The following is a 16751-nucleotide window of genomic DNA, read 5'->3' on the forward strand; positions in this document are numbered from 1 at the left end:
GTGTCAGCATAACTCATAGGACAAAACGCTCAAACCGAAAATGGCGGCGGTTTCAGTTCTTAGAATCTGCTTCCCGAAGGTCACCGGAATGGCTCCGGCTTCAACTGCGGCGTTGATTTCTTCTTCGGTAAAGTCGCCCTCGGGCCCGATCAGCAGTGCAGCGGTTTTTACGTTTTCCAAACCTTGGAAGCTTTCCTTGAATGGACGCGCATTGGGATGCAGCGATCCGATAAATGCCGCGTCGGTTTTTCCAAGCATTGGAAAAACAGCGGGCAGTTTTTTCAATGCCCAAAAATCAGGAAGCCAAGCGGTTCCGCACTGCTGGGCGGCGTTGCGGATGATTGCCTCTCCGCGGCTGATCATTTTTTCGATTTTTCCTGAGGGCAGGCTGGCGTTTTCGGTAACGACCGGCTGGATATTTCGTACGCCGAGCTCGGTGGCTTTCTGGAGAATCATTTCAAACCGGTCCGGTTTACAGACGGCCTGAATCAGCGTGATTTCCACTTCAGGAGGCGGGACAAGATCACGTTTTGTGATGCAAACGGTTACTTCCTTTTTTGTAACGGCTTCGACCGTTCCTTCTGCACGGGTTCCCTGTCCGTCGAACAGCGTCAGCTCCTGGCCCGGTTCTACGCGCAGAACGCGGGCCAGATGGTGTGACTCTTCCGGTGAAAGCGCGACGGTATCGGCTTTGAGCGTGTCAGGAGTCACAAAGCTGTTGATTCTCATGCGTTTTCTTCCAGTGCGCGCTTGTGTTCGTAGAAGGTTCTGGCGGCTTTGCGCATTTTCTGGGTGAGCGGGAAGTGTTTGTCGTTGAGCACCTTGATGGCGTCCTCAAATTTTTTCTTATCCTTGCCGCTGAGTCCCTGCGGAATTTCGATCTGCACCAGAATGTGCTGATCGCCGGTTCCGTAACGGGGGCTGGTGACGCCTTTGCCGCGCATCCGGAAAACTTTTCCGTTTTCGGTTCCGGCCGGAATTTTCAGCGTGGCATTGCCCTGAATGGTCGGCACGGATACCTCGCCGCCGAGTGTGGCGATGTGGAAGGGAACCGGGACTTCGCAGATGATGTCGAGGTCGTTGCGTTTGAAAAAGTCGTGTTCGCGGACGTGCAGAACGATGTACAGGTCGCCGGCCGGTCCTCCGCGTCGACCGCCTTCTCCGCGTCCGGCAACGCGCAGGCGCGATCCGGTTTCGACGCCGGCCGGGATCTTGACTTCGATATTGCGTTTGTTGCGGAGGAGTCCCTGTCCGTGACATTTGGAGCAGGGTTTTTCGATGACCTCTCCGGATCCGCGACAAGTGGGGCAGGTTTGGCGGAACTGAACGAATCCGCCGCCGCTGACAACCTGGCCTGCGCCGCCGCAGTCGGGGCAGGTGCGTTTTCCGCTGCCCGGCTCTGCACCGCTACCGTTACAGTGTGTACAGGTTTCGTTGACGTTGATACGGATTTCGCGTTTGGAGCCGAGAACGGCTTCTTCAAAGTCGATATCGAGATCGAAGCGCAGATCCGCGCCCTGCTGAGGCGCGTTGGGATTGCGGCGTGCACCGCCGCCACCGAAGAAATTATCGAAGATGCTTCCGCCGCCGCCGGCGGCACCCATAAAGGTGCGCAGGGCTTCTTCGAGGTCAATGCCGCCGCCGAATCCACCTCCGAATCCGCCGCCTCCCCTGCCACCGCGGCCGGGGCCGAATGCCGCGTGACCGAACTGGTCGTATTGCTGACGTTTGGCCGGGTCGCTCAGCACTTCGTATGCTTCAGAGACTTCTTTAAATTTTTCTTCGGCGGTTTTGTCTCCGGGATTTTTGTCCGGGTGATATTTGACGGCCATCTTGCGGTAGGCTTTTTTGATTTCTTCCGCGGAGGCACCTTTGGCGATGCCGAGCAATTCGTAGTAGTCTTGTTTATCAGCCATTATTCAGAGTCCTTTGCTTCGGCCGGTCCGGAGGACACGACCACCTGGGCGGCTCGAAGCAGTTTGTCGCCGAGCATATAGCCGCGGCGCACCTGTTCGATGACGGTTTCTGACGGTTTGTCAGACGGCATGTGAGTGAGTGCTTCATGCACGTGGGGGTTAAATGCTTCGCCGATTGCTTCCACCGAAGTGACGTTGAATTTTTCGAGCAGGTCTATCAGCTGGTTGTAGACCATTTTGAATCCTTCAGTAACGGATTTGTCGGCGTGATGGTCTTCAGCGCTCTTCAGGCCCATTTCGTAGTGGTCGAGAACGGGGAGCAGCTCGAGGAAAAGATCTTCGTTGGCCCGGGTGATCCAGTCGGCGCGTTCGCGGACCTGCCGTTTGCGGAAGTTATCGAAGTCGGCCTGCAGGCGCATCAGTTGGATACGCAGAGGTTCTTCTTCCTCTTTTTCCTCTTCGATGATTTCCACATCTTCTGCTGGAGCCTGTTCTTCGGCCGTTTCTTCGGTCGCGACGGCTTCTTCCTGTTCAATCGGTTCGTTCTGTTTTTCTTCGCTCATAATCGGATGTCCTCAAATTTTCCAAGGGCTGGAAGCAGGCTGAGCCTGCGCTCTTTATTTTTTCCAAGGGTTGGAAAAATACCCATATGGTTTTTCCAATGCCTGGAAAAACAATCGGCTGGCGGAGCTTCCGCCTTCACAAGGTTGGAAACGGTAGGGTTTCGTGCGGTTTTAGTCAATCTTTGCAGGCAAAAAGCCGCCCCGGCGTTGACCGGGACGGCGGGGTGGGGTTATGCAGCTTTGATGTCGATAGTGCGTGCTTTGCTTCTTTCCGGTTCCAGTTTTGGAATGAGGACAGTGAGGATACCTTTTTTGAATGAGGCATCGACTTTGTCTGCATCCATGTTGGAGCCGATCTGCAGGGAGCGCTGGAAGTGACCGTAGCTTCGTTCTGAGATGTAGCAGTTTTTCTTTTGGGTCTCTTCTTCGCGCTTTTTCTCTCCCTTGATAGTGAGGATGTTATCCTGCAGGGTCAGTTCGACATCTTTTTCGTCCATTCCCGGAAGTTCCGCTTCAATGACGATTGCGTCTTCTGTTTCGGACACGTCGAAACGCGGCGATACGACTGACGCCTGCGGTTCAATTCCAAATCCCCCGAAGAAATCTTCAAGGAGATCATCAATCGAACGGTGCAGCAGCCCGCTGTTCCACGGAGCAGGATAGCTGTTGGTTCGTTTAGTTGGCCAGTTCATGTCTGGTACCTCCTTTGTTTTTCTGAAACCCCGTGTTTCAGATCCTGCCTGAATATATAGCATTGGAGGTGCCAATAAATGTAATGTGTTATTCGGTAGTCGTTTGTGATTTTAGGTGTCGGGCGGGCGGTGACATTTTGTCACGCCTTTTCAGGAGGATGTGTGTCAGGAGGTTTCGCTGATTGCTCAGTTGATCTTGAGAGCAAACATGGTCATGTCGTCATACTGCTGGCGGGCGCCGACATAACGGGTCAGCGTGTTCTGGACGGTTCGCAGGAGTGATTCCGGGTTTTGAGGAGAGGCTTTGATCAGTCGGCTCAGGTTTTCGAGGCCCCACTCTTCGCCTTCTTCATTGAGGGCTTCTGTGATGCCGTCGGTGTAGACGATGATTTCGTCGCCGGATTCGAGCTGGATGGTCATATCTTCGATGACTGCATCAAAAACTTCCGGAGAGGTCAGGCCAATGGCGATTCCGGGGGAGTCCAGGGCCTGAAGTTCCCGGTTCCGGTTGCTGCATCCTCGACAGATAAGGGGGCGCTCATGACCGGCCCGGGCAAACCGCAGTTCCCGGGTCTGGATGTTGAGTGCCATGTAGAGCATGGTGATGAACATGTCTTCCGCCAGGTTGTTGCTCAGCACGCGGTTCAGCTCGGAGAGCATGCGGGCCGGGCTTTGTTCCTGACCGGCCCGGGTGCGCAGAACCCCCTGACAGACGGCCATCATCATGGCTCCGCCGATTCCTTTTCCTGAGACATCAGCGATGGCAATGCCAAGGTGTTCTTCGTCGATCTGGATGAGGTCGTAGTAATCGCCGCCGATGTCGTACGCCGGGAGGTTAAATGCGCTGAGTTGAACGCCGTCTAGATGCGGGAGGGTCTGAGGGAGAAGCGATGCCTGAATCTGCTGAGCGGCATGGAGGTCGCGGTCGAGCTGCTTTTTGTGCTCCAGGGCATCGCGGAGGCCGGCATAATGAATCGGAACGCAGGCCTGATCGGCCATGGCCTGCAGCAGGTTCAGGTCGCCGGCCGTGAACGGAGATCCGTCGATGCGGTTGACCAGCGCTACGACGCCGAGGACTTCATTTCCGAAGCGCATGGGAACAATCAACAGGGAGTGAATCTGGAGAAATGCATCCTTATAGGTCGGGACCCGTGCGTCCACCTCGCCGTCTTCGATGATGATGCCGGTGCCGACGGCGGCCGCTGCGCCGACCAGGCCTTCGCCGGAGTTGACGGATCGTTCTTTAACGAGTGTTTCGAGGTGCTGGGATTTTGCCAGCAATCGCTCGGTTTTTACGGATTCAGCGTCGTAAAGCGGCGGAAAAATTCCGGATACAGCCCGAGCAAAGAGCCGGTCGCGATCTTTATTAAAAAGATAGATGGCCCCGGCTGCGGCTTTGTTGGTTTTGGTTGAGAAGAACAGAATGCGCTTGAGCAGTGTGTCCATGTCGATTTCTTCAGCATCTGCAAAGACTTCGCCGATTTGGTGGACAAACTCAAAAATGACCTCCCGCTCTTTGCGCATTCTGCGGTTCTCTTTGCGCAGGGTTTTGCGATTCTGATAGGTGAAACACAAAAAAACGATCAGAGCTACCTCAAATGCAGAGGCAAGCAAGGCAACGATCCAATGTAGTAATTCGGCCATAAACAGATCAATTCAGTCGGTTAACATCTTTTTTGAGCAACTCGATGACGCGTTCAAAGCGTGGTTTGTTTTCTTCGCTGATTTGTGCCAGCTTCTCGTGAGCGCGAAGGGCTGTTACGGCCAGGTCTTTTTTGGATGCCTGATCAGTCGGAAGAGACTCGGTGTCCTGATCCGGAATATTGTGGCCATGTGCGTTATTGTAGAAAGAGAGGACGCGGTCGACTCCCAGGGTGGCCAGCAGATGGGTGTTTTTTTCGGAGAGATTGATCAGTTCCAGAGCTTGTCCTTTCTGGGTCAATCGCCCGGACAGCCCGGCAAGAACTCCCATGAACGTACTGTCCATCCCGATGCATTGCTTCAGGTCGAGCACGACAAACTCAATGGGTTTCTTTTCGCAGATTTCCGCGATGAACTGTTTCATTGGTGCTGCGATTTTAAAAGAACCCCGACCGATTACCCGGACAAATAGTTTTCCGTCCGTAATTGCAGCTTGCAGATCGTCGTTGGGTTGTTCTGTTTCCAGCATATAAAAAAGCTTCCTGACACGTGTTGTTTGCTACTTTCTAAAAATTCTAATCGCCGCTGTCTGACAGTGCAAATGTTAATAGAGAAAACCTCATTTTGCAGGTTCAATGATCAGGACGCATTCTCCTTTGACCGTTCGTCCGCTGAAACGCTGCCGGATTTCTGCTGCGGTTCCGCTGATTAATTCTTCAAATTTTTTTGTCAGTTCGCGAGCCACGAACACCTTGCGGTTTTCTCCCAAAACCGTTTCGATTTCATCAATCAGTTTGAGCATACGGTAGGGGGATTCATAGAGAATCACCGGGACCGGTACCTCGGCGCACTGTTCCAGGAGCTTGCGGCGGGCTCCGCTCTTTCGGGCAGGGAATCCTGCAAACAGAAAGCCGTGACCTCCGAAGCCGCTTAAGGCCAGCGCTGTCGTCACCGCCGTTGGGCCCGGTGCCGAGGTGATCATCAGCTCCGCATCGCGGCAGGCGGCAACAATTCGCGAGCCGGGGTCGGAAATGCACGGCATACCCGAGTCGGTCACCATCGCGATAACTTCACCGTTGCGAATGCGGTTGAGGATTTCTTCGCACCGCTGCGCTTCATTGAATTTATGGCAGCTGATGCAGTGTGTTCTGATGTCAAAGTGAGTCAGCAGTTTGCGGGTTTGCCGGGTATCTTCTGCCAGAATCAGGCTGGCTTCCTTCAGGGTTTCAATGCCGCGGGCGGTCATATCCCCCAGGTTCCCGATCGGCGTTCCGACAATGTAAAGTCCGGCATCCATTAGAGTTCCTCCAGTTTTTCCACCACCTCGCACAGCGGCAGACCGACTACGTTGGAATAGGAGCCGGCGACTCGTCGTACCATTTTTGCAGCTCCGCCCTGGATTGCATAGGCTCCGGCTTTATCCATCGGCTCTCCGCTGGCCACATAGTCGGAGATTTCTTTTTCAGAAAGCGTTCGAAAGGTTACTTCCGTTTCAATATGAAAACAGTCCGTGCGATCCAAAAACCGGATGCACACCCCGGTCATTACCTCGTGGGTGCGATCAGACAGGGACCGCAGCATTTTCTTAGCTTCCTTTTTATTGTTCGGTTTTCCCAGAATGCGGCCTTCGCAGACCACGGCAGTGTCTGCGGCAAGAATCACTGCGCCTGCGGCAGAAATGCTTTCTGCTTTTTCCCGGGCAGTACGCATCACAAACGCGGCCGGAGTTTCGTCGGGGAGCGGGGCTTCATCAATTTCCGGGATCATGACCTCAAACGGCAGGCCTGCCTGACGAAGCAGTTCGGCGCGTCGCGGAGATCCGCTTGCCAAAATCAGTTTTTCGTTGGTGCTCATAAAGAATAAACAGTAAGGTTTTAAAAATATTTAACGCCGGAGGATAGAGGACTTATGCAGAAATACCACTTTAATAAACGGGTTCTAGTGACTGGCGGTGCCGGCTTTCTGGGCTCACATCTTTGTGAAGCATTACTGAAGCAGAATTGTGATGTCGTTTGCGTTGATAATTTTTTTACCGGCCGAAGGGGCAATGTGGCTCACTTGCTGGATAATCCCAATTTCGAAATTCTTCGTCACGACATCACGTTTCCTCTGTTTGTGGAAGTGGACGAAATCTATAATCTGGCTTGTCCTGCTTCACCGCCGCATTATCAGCACGATCCGGTCCAGACCACAAAAACCAGTGTGATCGGCGCCATCAATATGCTCGGGCTGGCCAAGCGGGTCGGTGCAAAAATCTTTCAGGCATCGACCAGTGAGGTGTACGGCGATCCGGATATCCATCCGCAGCCGGAAAGCTACTGGGGACGTGTCAACCCCATCGGAACACGCTCCTGTTATGATGAAGGAAAACGCTGTGCCGAAACCTTGTTTTTTGACTATCGTCGTCAGATGGATATGCCGATCAAGGTCGTTCGCATCTTCAACACCTACGGCCCGCACATGCATCCCAATGACGGGCGGGTGGTCAGCAACTTTATTATGCAGGCGTTGCGCGGCGATGACATCACCATTTACGGCGACGGCACCCAGACGCGATCTTTCTGCTATGTCAGCGACCTGATCGATGGATTCCTCAAGCTGATGGATACGCCACACGAAGTGACCGGCCCGATCAATATTGGAAATCCCGGCGAGTTTACCATGATCGAACTGGCTGAAAAGGTGATTCAGTTGACCGGATCCAAGTCAAAGCTCGTCTTCAAGCCGCTGCCGTCGGACGATCCAAAGCAGCGTCGTCCGGACATTACTCAGGCAAAAGAAAAACTCGGATGGGAACCTAAAGTAAATCTGGAAGCTGGACTCAAGCCGACTATTAAATATTTCAAGCAATACGTTTAGCGTTTTGTGGTTTTGCCAGGGAAGATGAATTCGACAGCGATGCATCCATTGTGTCCGTTCAGGAGCTGTCGCAGGAGGATAAAGACGGGGGTCCTGAGCAGCTTCTGAAAATCACGACCACGCAGTCCGATGCGGAAATGGCAGGGGAGATGCGTGTATCTGTTGAGCTGAAAGACAAAAACAACAAAACCTATTTTGGAAAATCAAGATGCCGACTCCCAAATATAAGCTGAGTCTGCCGGGGTCGGCTCCGACGGGATATGTTGAATGGAGAATCTGAGTCGATTCCTCATTGATGCGCCGACCCAGGTTTACAGGATACAGCATCGAGTTGTTTTATGATGGTAAAGGTGGGCCGCAGTTGCTGGACGCAGAATATGAAGACTGCGATTCGGCGGAAGAGCTGGCTGCCCGCAATGCGGATTCGGTTCTCATCAAGCTGAAACGACTTGCCCGAGCGGATTTTCCAAAAGGAAACAGGTGATTTGGAGAACTACCCGCGATAGCGGTTGGTGACCGGCATGCGCCGGTCGCGTCCGAATGCTTTCGGAGTAATTTTGATACCGGGCGGTCCCTGACGGCGTTTGTATTCGCTCAGATCCGTCAGCCGGACAGCTTGGCGCACGGCGGCTTCGTCGAATCCGGCGGCCAGCATGGCGTCGATGCCCATGTCTTTTTCCACGTAGGCTTCGAGAATCGGGTCCAGTACTTCATAGGGCGGCAGGCTGTCGGTGTCCTGCTGGTCCGGCCTCAGCTCGGCCGATGGCGGACGTTCGATCGTAGACGGCGGAATCGCCGGTTTCTCGCTTTGCGTATTGCGCCAGCGGCTCAGTTCAAACACCAGTGTCTTAGGAACATCTTTAATGACTGCGAATCCGCCGGCCATATCGCCGTAGAGTGTACAGTATCCGGTGGCATACTCGCTCTTATTACCGGTTGAAAGCACCAGCCACCCGTTCTTGTTCGACATCGCCATAATCAGCGTGCCGCGGATGCGCGCCTGCAGGTTCTCTTCCGCCAGCCCGGGTTCCGGGTTCCAATGGATGGAAAGTTCTTCGGTGAATTTTTCAAAGATTGGGAAAATCGGAATAGTGTGGAATTCCACGCCGAAATTGGCGGCAATCTGCTCGGCGTCGCTGAGCGTTTCGCTCGACGAATATTGCGACGGCATCGTAATGGCCGCGACGCGGTCTTTGCCGAGCGCATCGACGGCAATCGCCAGCACCAGCGCCGAGTCGATTCCGCCGCTGACCGCAACGACGGTCTTTTTGAAACCGTTTTTTTCGACGTAATCGCGCAGACCGGTTTTGAGCGCCTCATACACTTCTTCGAGCGGTTCCAGAGATTGGAAAACGCCGGTTCCGGCGGTGAGAGTTCCCTCTTTAAACAGCGGCGCAGATGCAACGAGTGTTCCGTCGGCTTCAAAAGCGGCGCTTCCGCCGTCAAACACCAGTTCATCCTGTCCGCCAACCTGATTGCAGAACAGCAGCGGAGCATTCATCGCCCGTGCAGCAGCGGCAAAAACCTCTTCGCGTTCAAACCGTTTGCCGCGATGGTAGGGCGAGGCCGACAGGTTGATCACCAGGTCCGGTTTTTCTGCGGCCAGTGAGGTGCTGGCTTCGCCGTCGGCCAGCCAGCTGTCTTCGCAAATGTGGATGCCGACTTTGGTTCCGAACGCGTCGAAGGCAAACGGGCTGTCGCCTTCGTCGAACACGCGTTTTTCATCGAAAACACCGTAGTTTGGCAGCATCATTTTTCGATAGATGCCGATCTGCTTTCCTTTGTGGAAAACAACCGCAGCGTTATGGCGTTCGATCGGCGAGCCGATCACGCAGTATGCTTCGGCAGGCAGTTTGCCGGCGATACGATCGAGCTGTTTGGCGCAGTCCTGAATAAAATGCGGTCGCAGGATCAGGTCTTCCGGCGGGTAGCCGCAAAGGGATAGTTCCGGAAAAACAATCAGCTGTGCGCCGTCGACGGCCGCCGCAGACGCCAGCTCGACGATACGGTCGGCGTTCTGTTCGAGCGCGCCGACCGTCGGGTTGAACTGGATGAGCGCTGTGTTGAGCGGTTGCATTAGCGCCGGTAGTTCGGGGCTTCTTTGGTGATGCGGATATCGTGCGCGTGTGCCTCGGTGGCTCCGGCGGCGGAAACGCGGACAAACCGGCCGTTTTCCTGCAGCTCCGGAATGGTGCGGGTACCGCAGTAGCCGAGGCTTGCCTGAAGTCCGCCGCAATACTGTTTGAGCACCTTGCTGACAGCTCCGGCGTATGGAACGACCCCTTCGATTCCCTGTGGAACGAGATCGTCGTCGGCACTGTCTTTGAGACCGTAGCGCTGGCGGGAGCCTTCGCGCGATTTCATGGCGTCGAGGCTGCCCATGCCGCGGTAGACAACAAACTGGCGGCCTTCGTAAAGAATTTTTTCGCCGGGACTTTCATCGGTTCCGGCCAGAACAGAGCCCATCATGACGGAGGAGGCTCCGGACACCATCGCTTTTGCGACGTCCCCGGAATGGCGGATGCCGCCATCGGCGATGACGGGGATGGATCCCTGAAGGGCCTTGGCGCAGCTGTAGATAGCGCTGATTTGGGGGATGCCGACTCCGGCGACCACGCGAGTGGTGCAGATTGAGCCCGGCCCGATTCCAACCTTCACGGCGTCTGCCCCGGCTTTCTGAAGCTCGAGAGCCGCTTCGCCGGTGGCGATATTTCCGGCAATGACGTCAATTTCCGGGAAGTTCTTTTTGACCCATGCGGTCATTTCAATGACGCCTTTGCTGTGGCCGTGTGCCGTGTCGACGGTCAGGACATCGACGTCCGCGTTGGCAAGTGCTTCGGCGCGGGCATAGTCGCCAGGACCGACGCCGGCGCCGACGCGCAGGCGGTAGAATTCGTCCCGGTTGTAGAGCGGACGGGTGTTTTCGATCAGGTCGGCCACATCGGTATAGCTGTAAAGGCCAATCAGTTTGTCGTCCTGGACCAGCGGCAGCTTGCCGATTTTGTGCTGACGCATGATTTTATATGCTTCTTCGAGATCGGTATCTTTTGGAGCGGTAATAACGTCGGTGGTCATGATTTCGCCCGCGGGCATCGCGAGGCTGGGGGCGAATCGAATGTCTTTGGTGGTCAGGATGCCGACCAGGGCCCCGGCGTCGTTGAGAATCGGGAATCCGCTGAAGCTGTAGCCTTTTTCTGCGCGCCGCATCTGGATTTCTTCCAGTGTCTGGCTTTCATTAAAGGTGATCGGGCTGGTAATCAGTCCGTTGAGGAAGTGTTTTACTTTGGCTACGGCAGCGGCCTGATCATCCGGGTCCAGGTTTTTATGAATGATGCCGATGCCGCCGTGCAGAGCCATGGCAATCGCCATGTCGGCTTCGGTTACCGTGTCCATCGCGGCGCTGATAAACGGGATGTTTACCTGGATGTTGCGGGTCAAATTCGTGCGAATCACGGCGTCGCCCGGCAGAAAGTCTGCATATTGCGTGATCAGAGATACATCGTCGAAAGTAAGCCCCTCAAAGGGGAATGTGCTCATAAATTTGTCGAGATACTTATTCTGGCTCATGAAATGTGTCCTTTTGCCAGCACACATTGGAGCTTGTGGCGAAACGAGTCAATATGGAAAAAACGGAAGAGTGAAATTGTGGAGCGATCCGGGACGGTTCGTTCCTGATTTAAGTTCTTTTCCTCTGCTCATTTATTCAATAATCCGTTATTCCAGTGTTTCATAAAGAAGGAGGTCTTATGCTGGCTGTTCATGTAAATATTCAGGTGAAACCGGATTGTATCGACGCTTTTATCGCGGCGACGGAGGAGAATGCGCAATACTCGCTTCTGGAATCCGGGGTTGCCCGTTTTGATGTTGTTCAGGATCGGAACGATCCAGCACACTTCGTGTTGGTCGAAGTCTATAAAGATGACGATGCGCCCGCTTTTCATAAAGAGACGGCCCACTATGCCAAATGGCGCGATACGGTTGCGGACATGATGGCGGGTCCCCGCTCCAGCATCAAATTTGAAACTCTTTATCCCGAACCCGCCCGCTGGGAGGCCGTCTGATGTTTGAGTTTGCCACTGCCGGAAAGATTATTTTCGGTAACGGAACATTGAAACAGGCAGCGCCAGTTGCGGCTGTGTTTGGACGGAAGGCGTTGGTTGTGACCGGTCGCGACACGGATCGCGCTGCGCCATTGATGGATGCACTGGCAGCTCTAGGTATAAACTGCGAAATGTTTGCGGTGTCCGGCGAACCGACAGTTGAGCTGGCTTGTCAGGCCTCGCAGTTTGCTGTTGATGTGGTGATTGGATTCGGCGGCGGCAGTGTTATTGATCTTGCCAAGGCCGCGGCGGCACTGATGTCTAATCCCGGTGATCCGCTTGATTATCTGGAAGTGATCGGAAAAGGGCAGCCGCTCACGGAACGGGCCGTGCCGTGCATTGCGATTCCGACTACGGCCGGAACGGGAGCAGAGGTGACTAAAAATGCAGTTCTCGCCTCTCCGGAACATAAGGTGAAGGTCAGCATGCGCCATCCATTCATGATTCCGGACCTTGCCATTGTCGACCCCGAATGCACGCTGTCCATGCCGCCCGCTGTCACCGCATCTACCGGTCTCGATGCGCTGACCCAGCTGCTCGAAGCGTTTATCTCAAAAAAAGCGACTCCTGTGACGGATGGTTTCTGCCGCGAAGGTCTTCCGCGTGCTGTTCGTTCTCTGCGGCGGGTGTTTGAGAACGGAGATGACCTCGCCGCTCGCGAGGATATGGCGCTGGCCAGTCTGTTTGGCGGTCTTGCGCTCGCCAATGCCGGGCTCGGAGCCGTGCACGGTTTCGCCGGCCCGGTCGGCGGGATGTTCAGTGCTCCGCACGGAATGGTCTGTGCTGCGCTCCTGCCGCACGTTATGAAAGTGAATCTTGCCGCACTGAGGGAGCGCGAACCGAATGTTCAAACATTGGAGAGATTTGATGAGTTTTCCCGGATGACCGGCGGCTCAAAAGCTGAAGACGGCATCAGTTGGCTGGCCGGGCTTTGCCGCGACCTGCAGGTTCCGGCTCTTTCCACGTTCGGTATCACTGAGGCTGATTTCCCGGTAATCGTCGAAAAATCAAAAAATGCCTCCTCAATGAAAGGAAACGCGGTAGAGCTGAGCGATGCACAGCTGACTCACATTCTTCAGGCCGCTTGGCTGTGAATTTCTTAAACCGCAGTGTTACGGTGGGTGACTTTTTTAGTGGGGCGCACTCAAAACGTGCCGGGGCGGCATGCTGTTCCTCTTTTCGGAATTTAGATGGTAATGCCGAGGTTCCCGATATGGATGTGCTGAAGTCCGTTGGCTTCGGCGATGGATTTTGCCGTGAACAGTGTTTCGGCCGGCGTGACCGGAGCGTCTCGCCATGTGGCGGTCGGGTGGTATGCGCTGAAATGCCAGGGAACGTCCGGGCCCAGGTTTGAGACGGCCCATTTGGTCATGGCATCGATTTCTTCCGGTGAATCATTTTTTCCCGGAATGATCAGGGTGGTGACTTCCAGATGAACGGAGGTTTCTTTCTTTAAATAGACTAATGTGTCGAGCACGGGCTGCAGAGTGGCTCCGCACAGGTTCTTATAGAAAGAGTCGGTGAATGCTTTCAGGTCAACATTTGCGGCGTCGATATGGCGGTAGAGTTCTTTGCGCGGTTCCGGTTCGATCCATCCGTTGGTGACTGCCACGGTTTTCAACCCATGTTCATGGCATACAATTGCCGTATCGACGGCGAATTCAAGGAATACGGTTGGTTCATTATAGGTAAAGGCCACGCTTTCGCATTCATACCGCAGGGCGGTCTCTGCGATTTCTTCCGGAGTCACCGGGGTCCCGTCCAGTTTTTTCGGCTGGCTGAGATGGAAGTTCTGGCAAAAGCCGCAAATCAGGTTGCAGCCGACCGTGCCGAATGAGAGTACACTGCTGCCGGGCAGAAAATGATTCAGCGGTTTCTTTTCAATGGGATCCACGGCCAGTCCGCAGACAAGCCCGTAGGTTTCTGCAATCAGTTTATTGCCGATGCGGCGGCGTCCGAAGCATTGGCCGCGTTTTCCGTCTGCAATGCGGCAGTGACGCGGACAGAGGGTGCATTCAATCGGGCCGCCGTCAGACATTTTCCAGTATTCTGCCTCCTTCATAGTTCGATATTAACGCTGTTCTTTTTAAAAGGCATGCCTTAAAATCACATACGTGAGCGAAAGAGTAAGAGTTTCTGCGGTGGCCGGCATGTTTTATCCGGCCGATCCGGATGAGCTTCATCGGATGGTGCGGCGCTTTCTGGATCATGCCGAGGCGTCGTCGCTGCTGCCTCCGAAAGCGGTGATTGTGCCGCATGCGGGGTATGTCTATTCCGGAGCGGTCGCGGCCAGTGCGTATGCGTGTGTGGATCCGACTGAGATTTCGCGGGTGGTGCTGATTGGACCGTCGCATCGGGTTATGCTGGAGGGGATGGCTATTCCGGAGTCGCTGATCTGGGAAACGCCGATTGGTGATGTTCAGATTGATTTCGATGCCATGGAAAAAGTTTCGTCATTTGCGCAGGTGCTATTTTCCGAACGCGCGCATCTGGAGGAGCATTGTCTGGAAGTTCAGCTGCCGTTTCTTCAGGAGCTGCTGGGCGATCGTTTTCGTCTGGCGCCGATGGTGGTAGGAGACTGCTCGCCCGATGATGTGGCCGATGTGCTGGAGGTCCTGTGGGGTGGTCCTGAAACGCTGGTGGTTGTCAGCAGCGATCTCAGCCATTATCTTCCGTATGAACGGGCCTGCCTGAAAGATCAGACAACGGTTCGGGCCATTGAGGATTTGGATGTATACAGATTGGAGGGCGACAGCGCCTGCGGGCTGAACGCCATTGCCGGGCTGATTTGTCTGGCCCAGCGGCGGGGTATGAGATCCAAACTGCTCGATCTGCGCAACTCCGGCGATACCGCCGGATCCAGAGAGCAGGTCGTCGGTTACGGCGCATTTGCTTTTTATGAATAATCACGATGAAACCGGAACACCAGAGTCTGCTGCTGAAGATTGCGCGCGATGCGATTTCCTCGACGATCGAGCACGGTCGAGGCGAAGGCGAACAGGCTTTCCAGTCTTTGGAGAAAAAATTTCCAGATATTGGAAACATTCCGGAACTGCAGGAAGAGCGGGCCACATTTGTGACGCTGACGATTGATGGCGATTTGCGCGGATGCATCGGTATGCTTGAAGCCTGCCGCCCGCTGGCTGAGGATGTGGTCGAAAATGCGCGGGCGGCAGCTTTTCGCGATCCGCGGTTTGCGCCTTTATCTATAGAAGAATTCGGGCAGCTCCAGATCCACATTTCTGTTCTTTCCACGCCGGAAGAGCTGTTTTTTGAGTCCGAGGCGGATCTGCTGGCGCAGATTCGTCAGGATGTTGACGGGCTGATTCTGCAGGACGGCGAACGGCGGGGTACGTTTCTGCCGAGTGTCTGGGCGGATCTTCCGAACAAAGAGCTTTTTCTGATGCACCTGAAGATGAAGGCGGGCCTGCCGAGCGATTACTGGTCTGACACGCTTCGTGTATTCCGCTATACCGCGGAGTGTTTTCCGGCGGATTAACGCGTTTTCCAATCTTTGGAAAAACGGCTGGAAAATCTTCCGAACTTTGGAAAGGTGAATTTTTTCGAATTCCGGCTTGTACGGCGGAGGCGTGTCTGTATGATGAGCCGCTCTTAAAAATGAATGCGAGAGAGACTATTTTGCTGGACGCTCTGCTGGAGGCCGTGATAGATAGTCACGCTTTTCGCGCCGTGCTGGAAAACGGGCATGTGTTTACAGCCTATATTGCAGTGCGGGACCGGGATAAAAAACTCCCAAAGACGGGAGCCCGGGTAAAGGTGGAAATGTCGCCTTACAACATGAGTGCAGGGCGGGTTATTGTTTAGGTGAATTTATGAAGGTAAAAGCTTCGGTGAGAAAAATCAGTGCGGACGATAAGATTGTTCGTCGTAAAGGACGTGTATACGTCATTAATAAACGCAATCCCCGCCATAAACAGCGTCAGGGCTAAAGGAGCAGATTTATGCCACGTGTACTTGGAATTGATATCCCCGGCAGAAAGCGTCTTGAGTACGCTTTGACTTATATTTACGGCCTCGGCCTCGCCAAATCCCGCGAAGTGATCGCCAAAGCGGGGCTGGATCCGGCCAAAAAAGCGGACGACCTGACCGACGAAGATATTACAAAGATCGGTGCGGTGATTCGCGAAGGGTATGTGATTGAAGGGGACCTGCGTCGGGAAATCACGCAGAACATCCGCCGTCTCATTTCGATTAACTCTTACCGGGGTTCCCGTCATCGCCGCGGTCTTCCGGCTCGCGGACAGCGTACTAAAACCAATGCCCGCAGCCGTAAGGGCCCGAAACGCACAGTGGGTGCCGTTCGTGGTAAAGAGGCTCGTTCCGCCGCTAAAATCGCGGGTCGCTAACTTTTAAGCAAGGAATTCATTCATGGCTGAAGAAACCAAAGTAGAAGAAACCGCTGAAGCGGTTAAAACCCCCGTTGTTGAAGAAACTGCGCCTGCAGCTCCGGCTGCCGCAGAAGAAAAAGCGGAAGCTCCTGCTGAAGAAAAAGCAGAGAAAAAGCCGCAACGTCAGAAAGACATTTTCGCGGCGATCGAAGGTGACAACGAAGAGGAAGCCAAGCCGAAACGCCGCATGAAAGGCGCCAAAAACATTCCGTACGGCATCGCTTTCATCAAAACCACTTTCAACAACACCATCGTGTCGCTGACGGATATGCGCGGTGAAGTTATTTCGTGGAGCAGCGCCGGACGCTGTGGGTTTAAAGGTTCCCGTAAGAGCACGGCTTTTGCTGCTACGACTGTGGCTCAGGAAGCTGCCCGTGGAGCCATTTCCCATGGAATGAATGAAGTTGAAGTTCGTGTGCAGGGACCGGGCGCTGGCCGCGAGTCGGCGGTGCGTGCCATTCAGGCTGCCGGCCTTCGTGTTTCCTCTATTAAGGACACCACACCTGTTCCTCACAACGGATGCCGCCCGAAGAAGCAGCGTCGCGTTTAACGTGAATTATTAAACACCATA

The 16751-nt window shown here is 54.4% G+C and carries 20 protein-coding genes; 9 read left to right on the forward strand and 11 right to left on the reverse strand.

Going from position 1 to position 16751, the window contains the following annotated elements; translation table 11 throughout:
* Window positions 1-3: 3 nt before the first annotated feature.
* The 8 genes from GT409_RS08805 to GT409_RS08840 form a co-directional block, all read right to left on the reverse strand.
* Window positions 4-729, reverse strand: coding sequence for an RsmE family RNA methyltransferase (locus tag GT409_RS08805; protein WP_160628733.1), 726 nt, complete (start codon window positions 727-729; stop codon window positions 4-6).
* On the reverse strand, window positions 726-1916 hold the full coding sequence (dnaJ, locus tag GT409_RS08810) for a molecular chaperone DnaJ (protein ID WP_160628734.1): 1191 nt from the start codon (window positions 1914-1916) through the stop codon (window positions 726-728). The genes GT409_RS08805 and dnaJ overlap by 4 nt, the downstream gene beginning before the upstream one ends.
* The gene (locus GT409_RS08815) at window positions 1916-2479 is read right to left on the reverse strand and encodes a nucleotide exchange factor GrpE (RefSeq protein WP_160628735.1); all 564 of its coding nucleotides are present in this window, start codon (window positions 2477-2479) and stop codon (window positions 1916-1918) included. Before GT409_RS08815 ends, dnaJ begins: the two co-directional genes overlap by 1 nt.
* Window positions 2480-2709: 230 nt before the next feature.
* Window positions 2710-3171 (reverse strand): Hsp20/alpha crystallin family protein, encoded by a 462-nt coding sequence (locus GT409_RS08820; RefSeq protein WP_160628736.1) that lies wholly within the window; start codon window positions 3169-3171, stop codon window positions 2710-2712.
* A 186-nt stretch (window positions 3172-3357) separates the two neighbouring features.
* Window positions 3358-4815 carry a PP2C family protein-serine/threonine phosphatase gene (locus GT409_RS08825; protein WP_160628737.1) on the reverse strand — a complete coding sequence of 486 codons (1458 nt, stop codon included), beginning with the start codon at window positions 4813-4815 and terminating at the stop codon, window positions 3358-3360.
* 7 nt (window positions 4816-4822) lie between these two features.
* Entirely contained in the window at window positions 4823-5341 is a 519-nt protein-coding gene (locus GT409_RS08830) for an STAS domain-containing protein (RefSeq protein WP_160628738.1), read from the reverse strand.
* 90 nt (window positions 5342-5431) lie between these two features.
* Window positions 5432-6109 (reverse strand): 16S rRNA (cytidine(1402)-2'-O)-methyltransferase, encoded by a 678-nt coding sequence (rsmI, locus tag GT409_RS08835; protein WP_160628739.1) that lies wholly within the window; start codon window positions 6107-6109, stop codon window positions 5432-5434.
* The gene (locus GT409_RS08840; protein ID WP_160628740.1) at window positions 6109-6666 is read right to left on the reverse strand and encodes a Maf family protein; all 558 of its coding nucleotides are present in this window, start codon (window positions 6664-6666) and stop codon (window positions 6109-6111) included. The genes rsmI and GT409_RS08840 overlap by 1 nt, the downstream gene beginning before the upstream one ends.
* 54 nt (window positions 6667-6720) lie before the next feature.
* Between GT409_RS08840 and GT409_RS08845 the strand changes: the two genes are divergently transcribed.
* Window positions 6721-7671 carry a UDP-glucuronic acid decarboxylase family protein gene (locus GT409_RS08845; protein ID WP_160628741.1) on the forward strand — a complete coding sequence of 317 codons (951 nt, stop codon included), beginning with the start codon at window positions 6721-6723 and terminating at the stop codon, window positions 7669-7671.
* A 493-nt stretch (window positions 7672-8164) separates the two neighbouring features.
* Here the strand turns inward: GT409_RS08845 and GT409_RS08850 are convergent, their stop codons facing one another.
* A complete protein-coding gene (locus tag GT409_RS08850) occupies window positions 8165-9748 on the reverse strand; it encodes an NAD+ synthase (RefSeq protein ID WP_160628742.1) in 1584 nt (527 codons plus the stop codon).
* Window positions 9748-11238, reverse strand: coding sequence for an IMP dehydrogenase (gene guaB, locus GT409_RS08855; RefSeq protein ID WP_160628743.1), 1491 nt, complete (start codon window positions 11236-11238; stop codon window positions 9748-9750). Before guaB ends, GT409_RS08850 begins: the two co-directional genes overlap by 1 nt.
* A 179-nt stretch (window positions 11239-11417) precedes the next feature.
* Here guaB and GT409_RS08860 point away from each other — a divergent pair, with 179 nt between their 5' ends.
* Both GT409_RS08860 and GT409_RS08865 read left to right on the forward strand, forming a co-directional pair.
* Entirely contained in the window at window positions 11418-11732 is a 315-nt protein-coding gene (locus tag GT409_RS08860) for an antibiotic biosynthesis monooxygenase (protein ID WP_160628744.1), read from the forward strand.
* A complete protein-coding gene (locus GT409_RS08865) occupies window positions 11732-12865 on the forward strand; it encodes an iron-containing alcohol dehydrogenase (protein ID WP_160628745.1) in 1134 nt (377 codons plus the stop codon). The genes GT409_RS08860 and GT409_RS08865 overlap by 1 nt, the downstream gene beginning before the upstream one ends.
* A gap of 92 nt (window positions 12866-12957) precedes the next feature.
* On the opposite strand, the gene amrS is transcribed toward GT409_RS08865, so the two are convergent.
* Window positions 12958-13833, reverse strand: coding sequence for an AmmeMemoRadiSam system radical SAM enzyme (gene amrS, locus GT409_RS08870; RefSeq protein ID WP_160628746.1), 876 nt, complete (start codon window positions 13831-13833; stop codon window positions 12958-12960).
* Window positions 13834-13885: 52 nt separating this feature from the next.
* Here amrS and amrB point away from each other — a divergent pair, with 52 nt between their 5' ends.
* The 6 genes from amrB to rpsK are packed head-to-tail and all read left to right on the forward strand — an operon-like array spanning window position 13886 to window position 16730.
* Window positions 13886-14677 (forward strand): AmmeMemoRadiSam system protein B, encoded by a 792-nt coding sequence (gene amrB / locus GT409_RS08875; protein ID WP_233231506.1) that lies wholly within the window; start codon window positions 13886-13888, stop codon window positions 14675-14677.
* 5 nt (window positions 14678-14682) lie between these two features.
* Window positions 14683-15270 carry an AmmeMemoRadiSam system protein A gene (gene amrA / locus GT409_RS08880; protein ID WP_160628747.1) on the forward strand — a complete coding sequence of 196 codons (588 nt, stop codon included), beginning with the start codon at window positions 14683-14685 and terminating at the stop codon, window positions 15268-15270.
* Window positions 15252-15596, forward strand: coding sequence for a S1 domain-containing protein (locus tag GT409_RS08885; protein ID WP_160628748.1), 345 nt, complete (start codon window positions 15252-15254; stop codon window positions 15594-15596). Before amrA ends, GT409_RS08885 begins: the two co-directional genes overlap by 19 nt.
* Window positions 15597-15604: 8 nt before the next feature.
* Entirely contained in the window at window positions 15605-15721 is a 117-nt protein-coding gene (gene rpmJ / locus GT409_RS08890; RefSeq protein ID WP_160628749.1) for a 50S ribosomal protein L36, read from the forward strand.
* Between the two features lie 12 nt (window positions 15722-15733).
* Window positions 15734-16138 carry a 30S ribosomal protein S13 gene (gene rpsM, locus GT409_RS08895; RefSeq protein ID WP_160628750.1) on the forward strand — a complete coding sequence of 135 codons (405 nt, stop codon included), beginning with the start codon at window positions 15734-15736 and terminating at the stop codon, window positions 16136-16138.
* Between the two features lie 22 nt (window positions 16139-16160).
* On the forward strand, window positions 16161-16730 hold the full coding sequence (gene rpsK, locus GT409_RS16145) for a 30S ribosomal protein S11 (RefSeq protein ID WP_160628751.1): 570 nt from the start codon (window positions 16161-16163) through the stop codon (window positions 16728-16730).
* The last annotated feature ends 21 nt before the right edge of the window (window positions 16731-16751 follow it).

It is taken from the genome of Tichowtungia aerotolerans (assembly GCF_009905215.1).
Taxonomy (GTDB): Bacteria; Verrucomicrobiota; Kiritimatiellia; order Kiritimatiellales; family Tichowtungiaceae; genus Tichowtungia; species Tichowtungia aerotolerans.

Excerpts from the sequence above, each read along its gene's own strand:
- GT409_RS08805 (WP_160628733.1), bottom strand. The coding sequence starts at position 729 with ATGAGAATCAACAGCTTTGTGACTCCTGACACGCTCAAAGCCGATACC.
- dnaJ (WP_160628734.1), bottom strand. The coding sequence starts at position 1,916 with ATGGCTGATAAACAAGACTACTACGAATTGCTCGGCATCGCCAAAGGT.
- GT409_RS08815 (WP_160628735.1), bottom strand. The coding sequence starts at position 2,479 with ATGAGCGAAGAAAAACAGAACGAACCGATTGAACAGGAAGAAGCCGTC.
- GT409_RS08820 (WP_160628736.1), bottom strand. The coding sequence starts at position 3,171 with ATGAACTGGCCAACTAAACGAACCAACAGCTATCCTGCTCCGTGGAAC.
- GT409_RS08825 (WP_160628737.1), bottom strand. The coding sequence starts at position 4,815 with ATGGCCGAATTACTACATTGGATCGTTGCCTTGCTTGCCTCTGCATTT.
- GT409_RS08830 (WP_160628738.1), bottom strand. The coding sequence starts at position 5,341 with ATGCTGGAAACAGAACAACCCAACGACGATCTGCAAGCTGCAATTACG.
- rsmI (WP_160628739.1), bottom strand. The coding sequence starts at position 6,109 with ATGGATGCCGGACTTTACATTGTCGGAACGCCGATCGGGAACCTGGGG.
- GT409_RS08840 (WP_160628740.1), bottom strand. The coding sequence starts at position 6,666 with ATGAGCACCAACGAAAAACTGATTTTGGCAAGCGGATCTCCGCGACGC.
- GT409_RS08845 (WP_160628741.1), top strand. The coding sequence starts at position 6,721 with ATGCAGAAATACCACTTTAATAAACGGGTTCTAGTGACTGGCGGTGCC.
- GT409_RS08850 (WP_160628742.1), bottom strand. The coding sequence starts at position 9,748 with ATGCAACCGCTCAACACAGCGCTCATCCAGTTCAACCCGACGGTCGGC.
- guaB (WP_160628743.1), bottom strand. The coding sequence starts at position 11,238 with ATGAGCCAGAATAAGTATCTCGACAAATTTATGAGCACATTCCCCTTT.
- GT409_RS08860 (WP_160628744.1), top strand. The coding sequence starts at position 11,418 with ATGCTGGCTGTTCATGTAAATATTCAGGTGAAACCGGATTGTATCGAC.
- GT409_RS08865 (WP_160628745.1), top strand. The coding sequence starts at position 11,732 with ATGTTTGAGTTTGCCACTGCCGGAAAGATTATTTTCGGTAACGGAACA.
- amrS (WP_160628746.1), bottom strand. The coding sequence starts at position 13,833 with ATGAAGGAGGCAGAATACTGGAAAATGTCTGACGGCGGCCCGATTGAA.
- amrA (WP_160628747.1), top strand. The coding sequence starts at position 14,683 with ATGAAACCGGAACACCAGAGTCTGCTGCTGAAGATTGCGCGCGATGCG.
- rpmJ (WP_160628749.1), top strand. The coding sequence starts at position 15,605 with ATGAAGGTAAAAGCTTCGGTGAGAAAAATCAGTGCGGACGATAAGATT.
- rpsM (WP_160628750.1), top strand. The coding sequence starts at position 15,734 with ATGCCACGTGTACTTGGAATTGATATCCCCGGCAGAAAGCGTCTTGAG.
- rpsK (WP_160628751.1), top strand. The coding sequence starts at position 16,161 with ATGGCTGAAGAAACCAAAGTAGAAGAAACCGCTGAAGCGGTTAAAACC.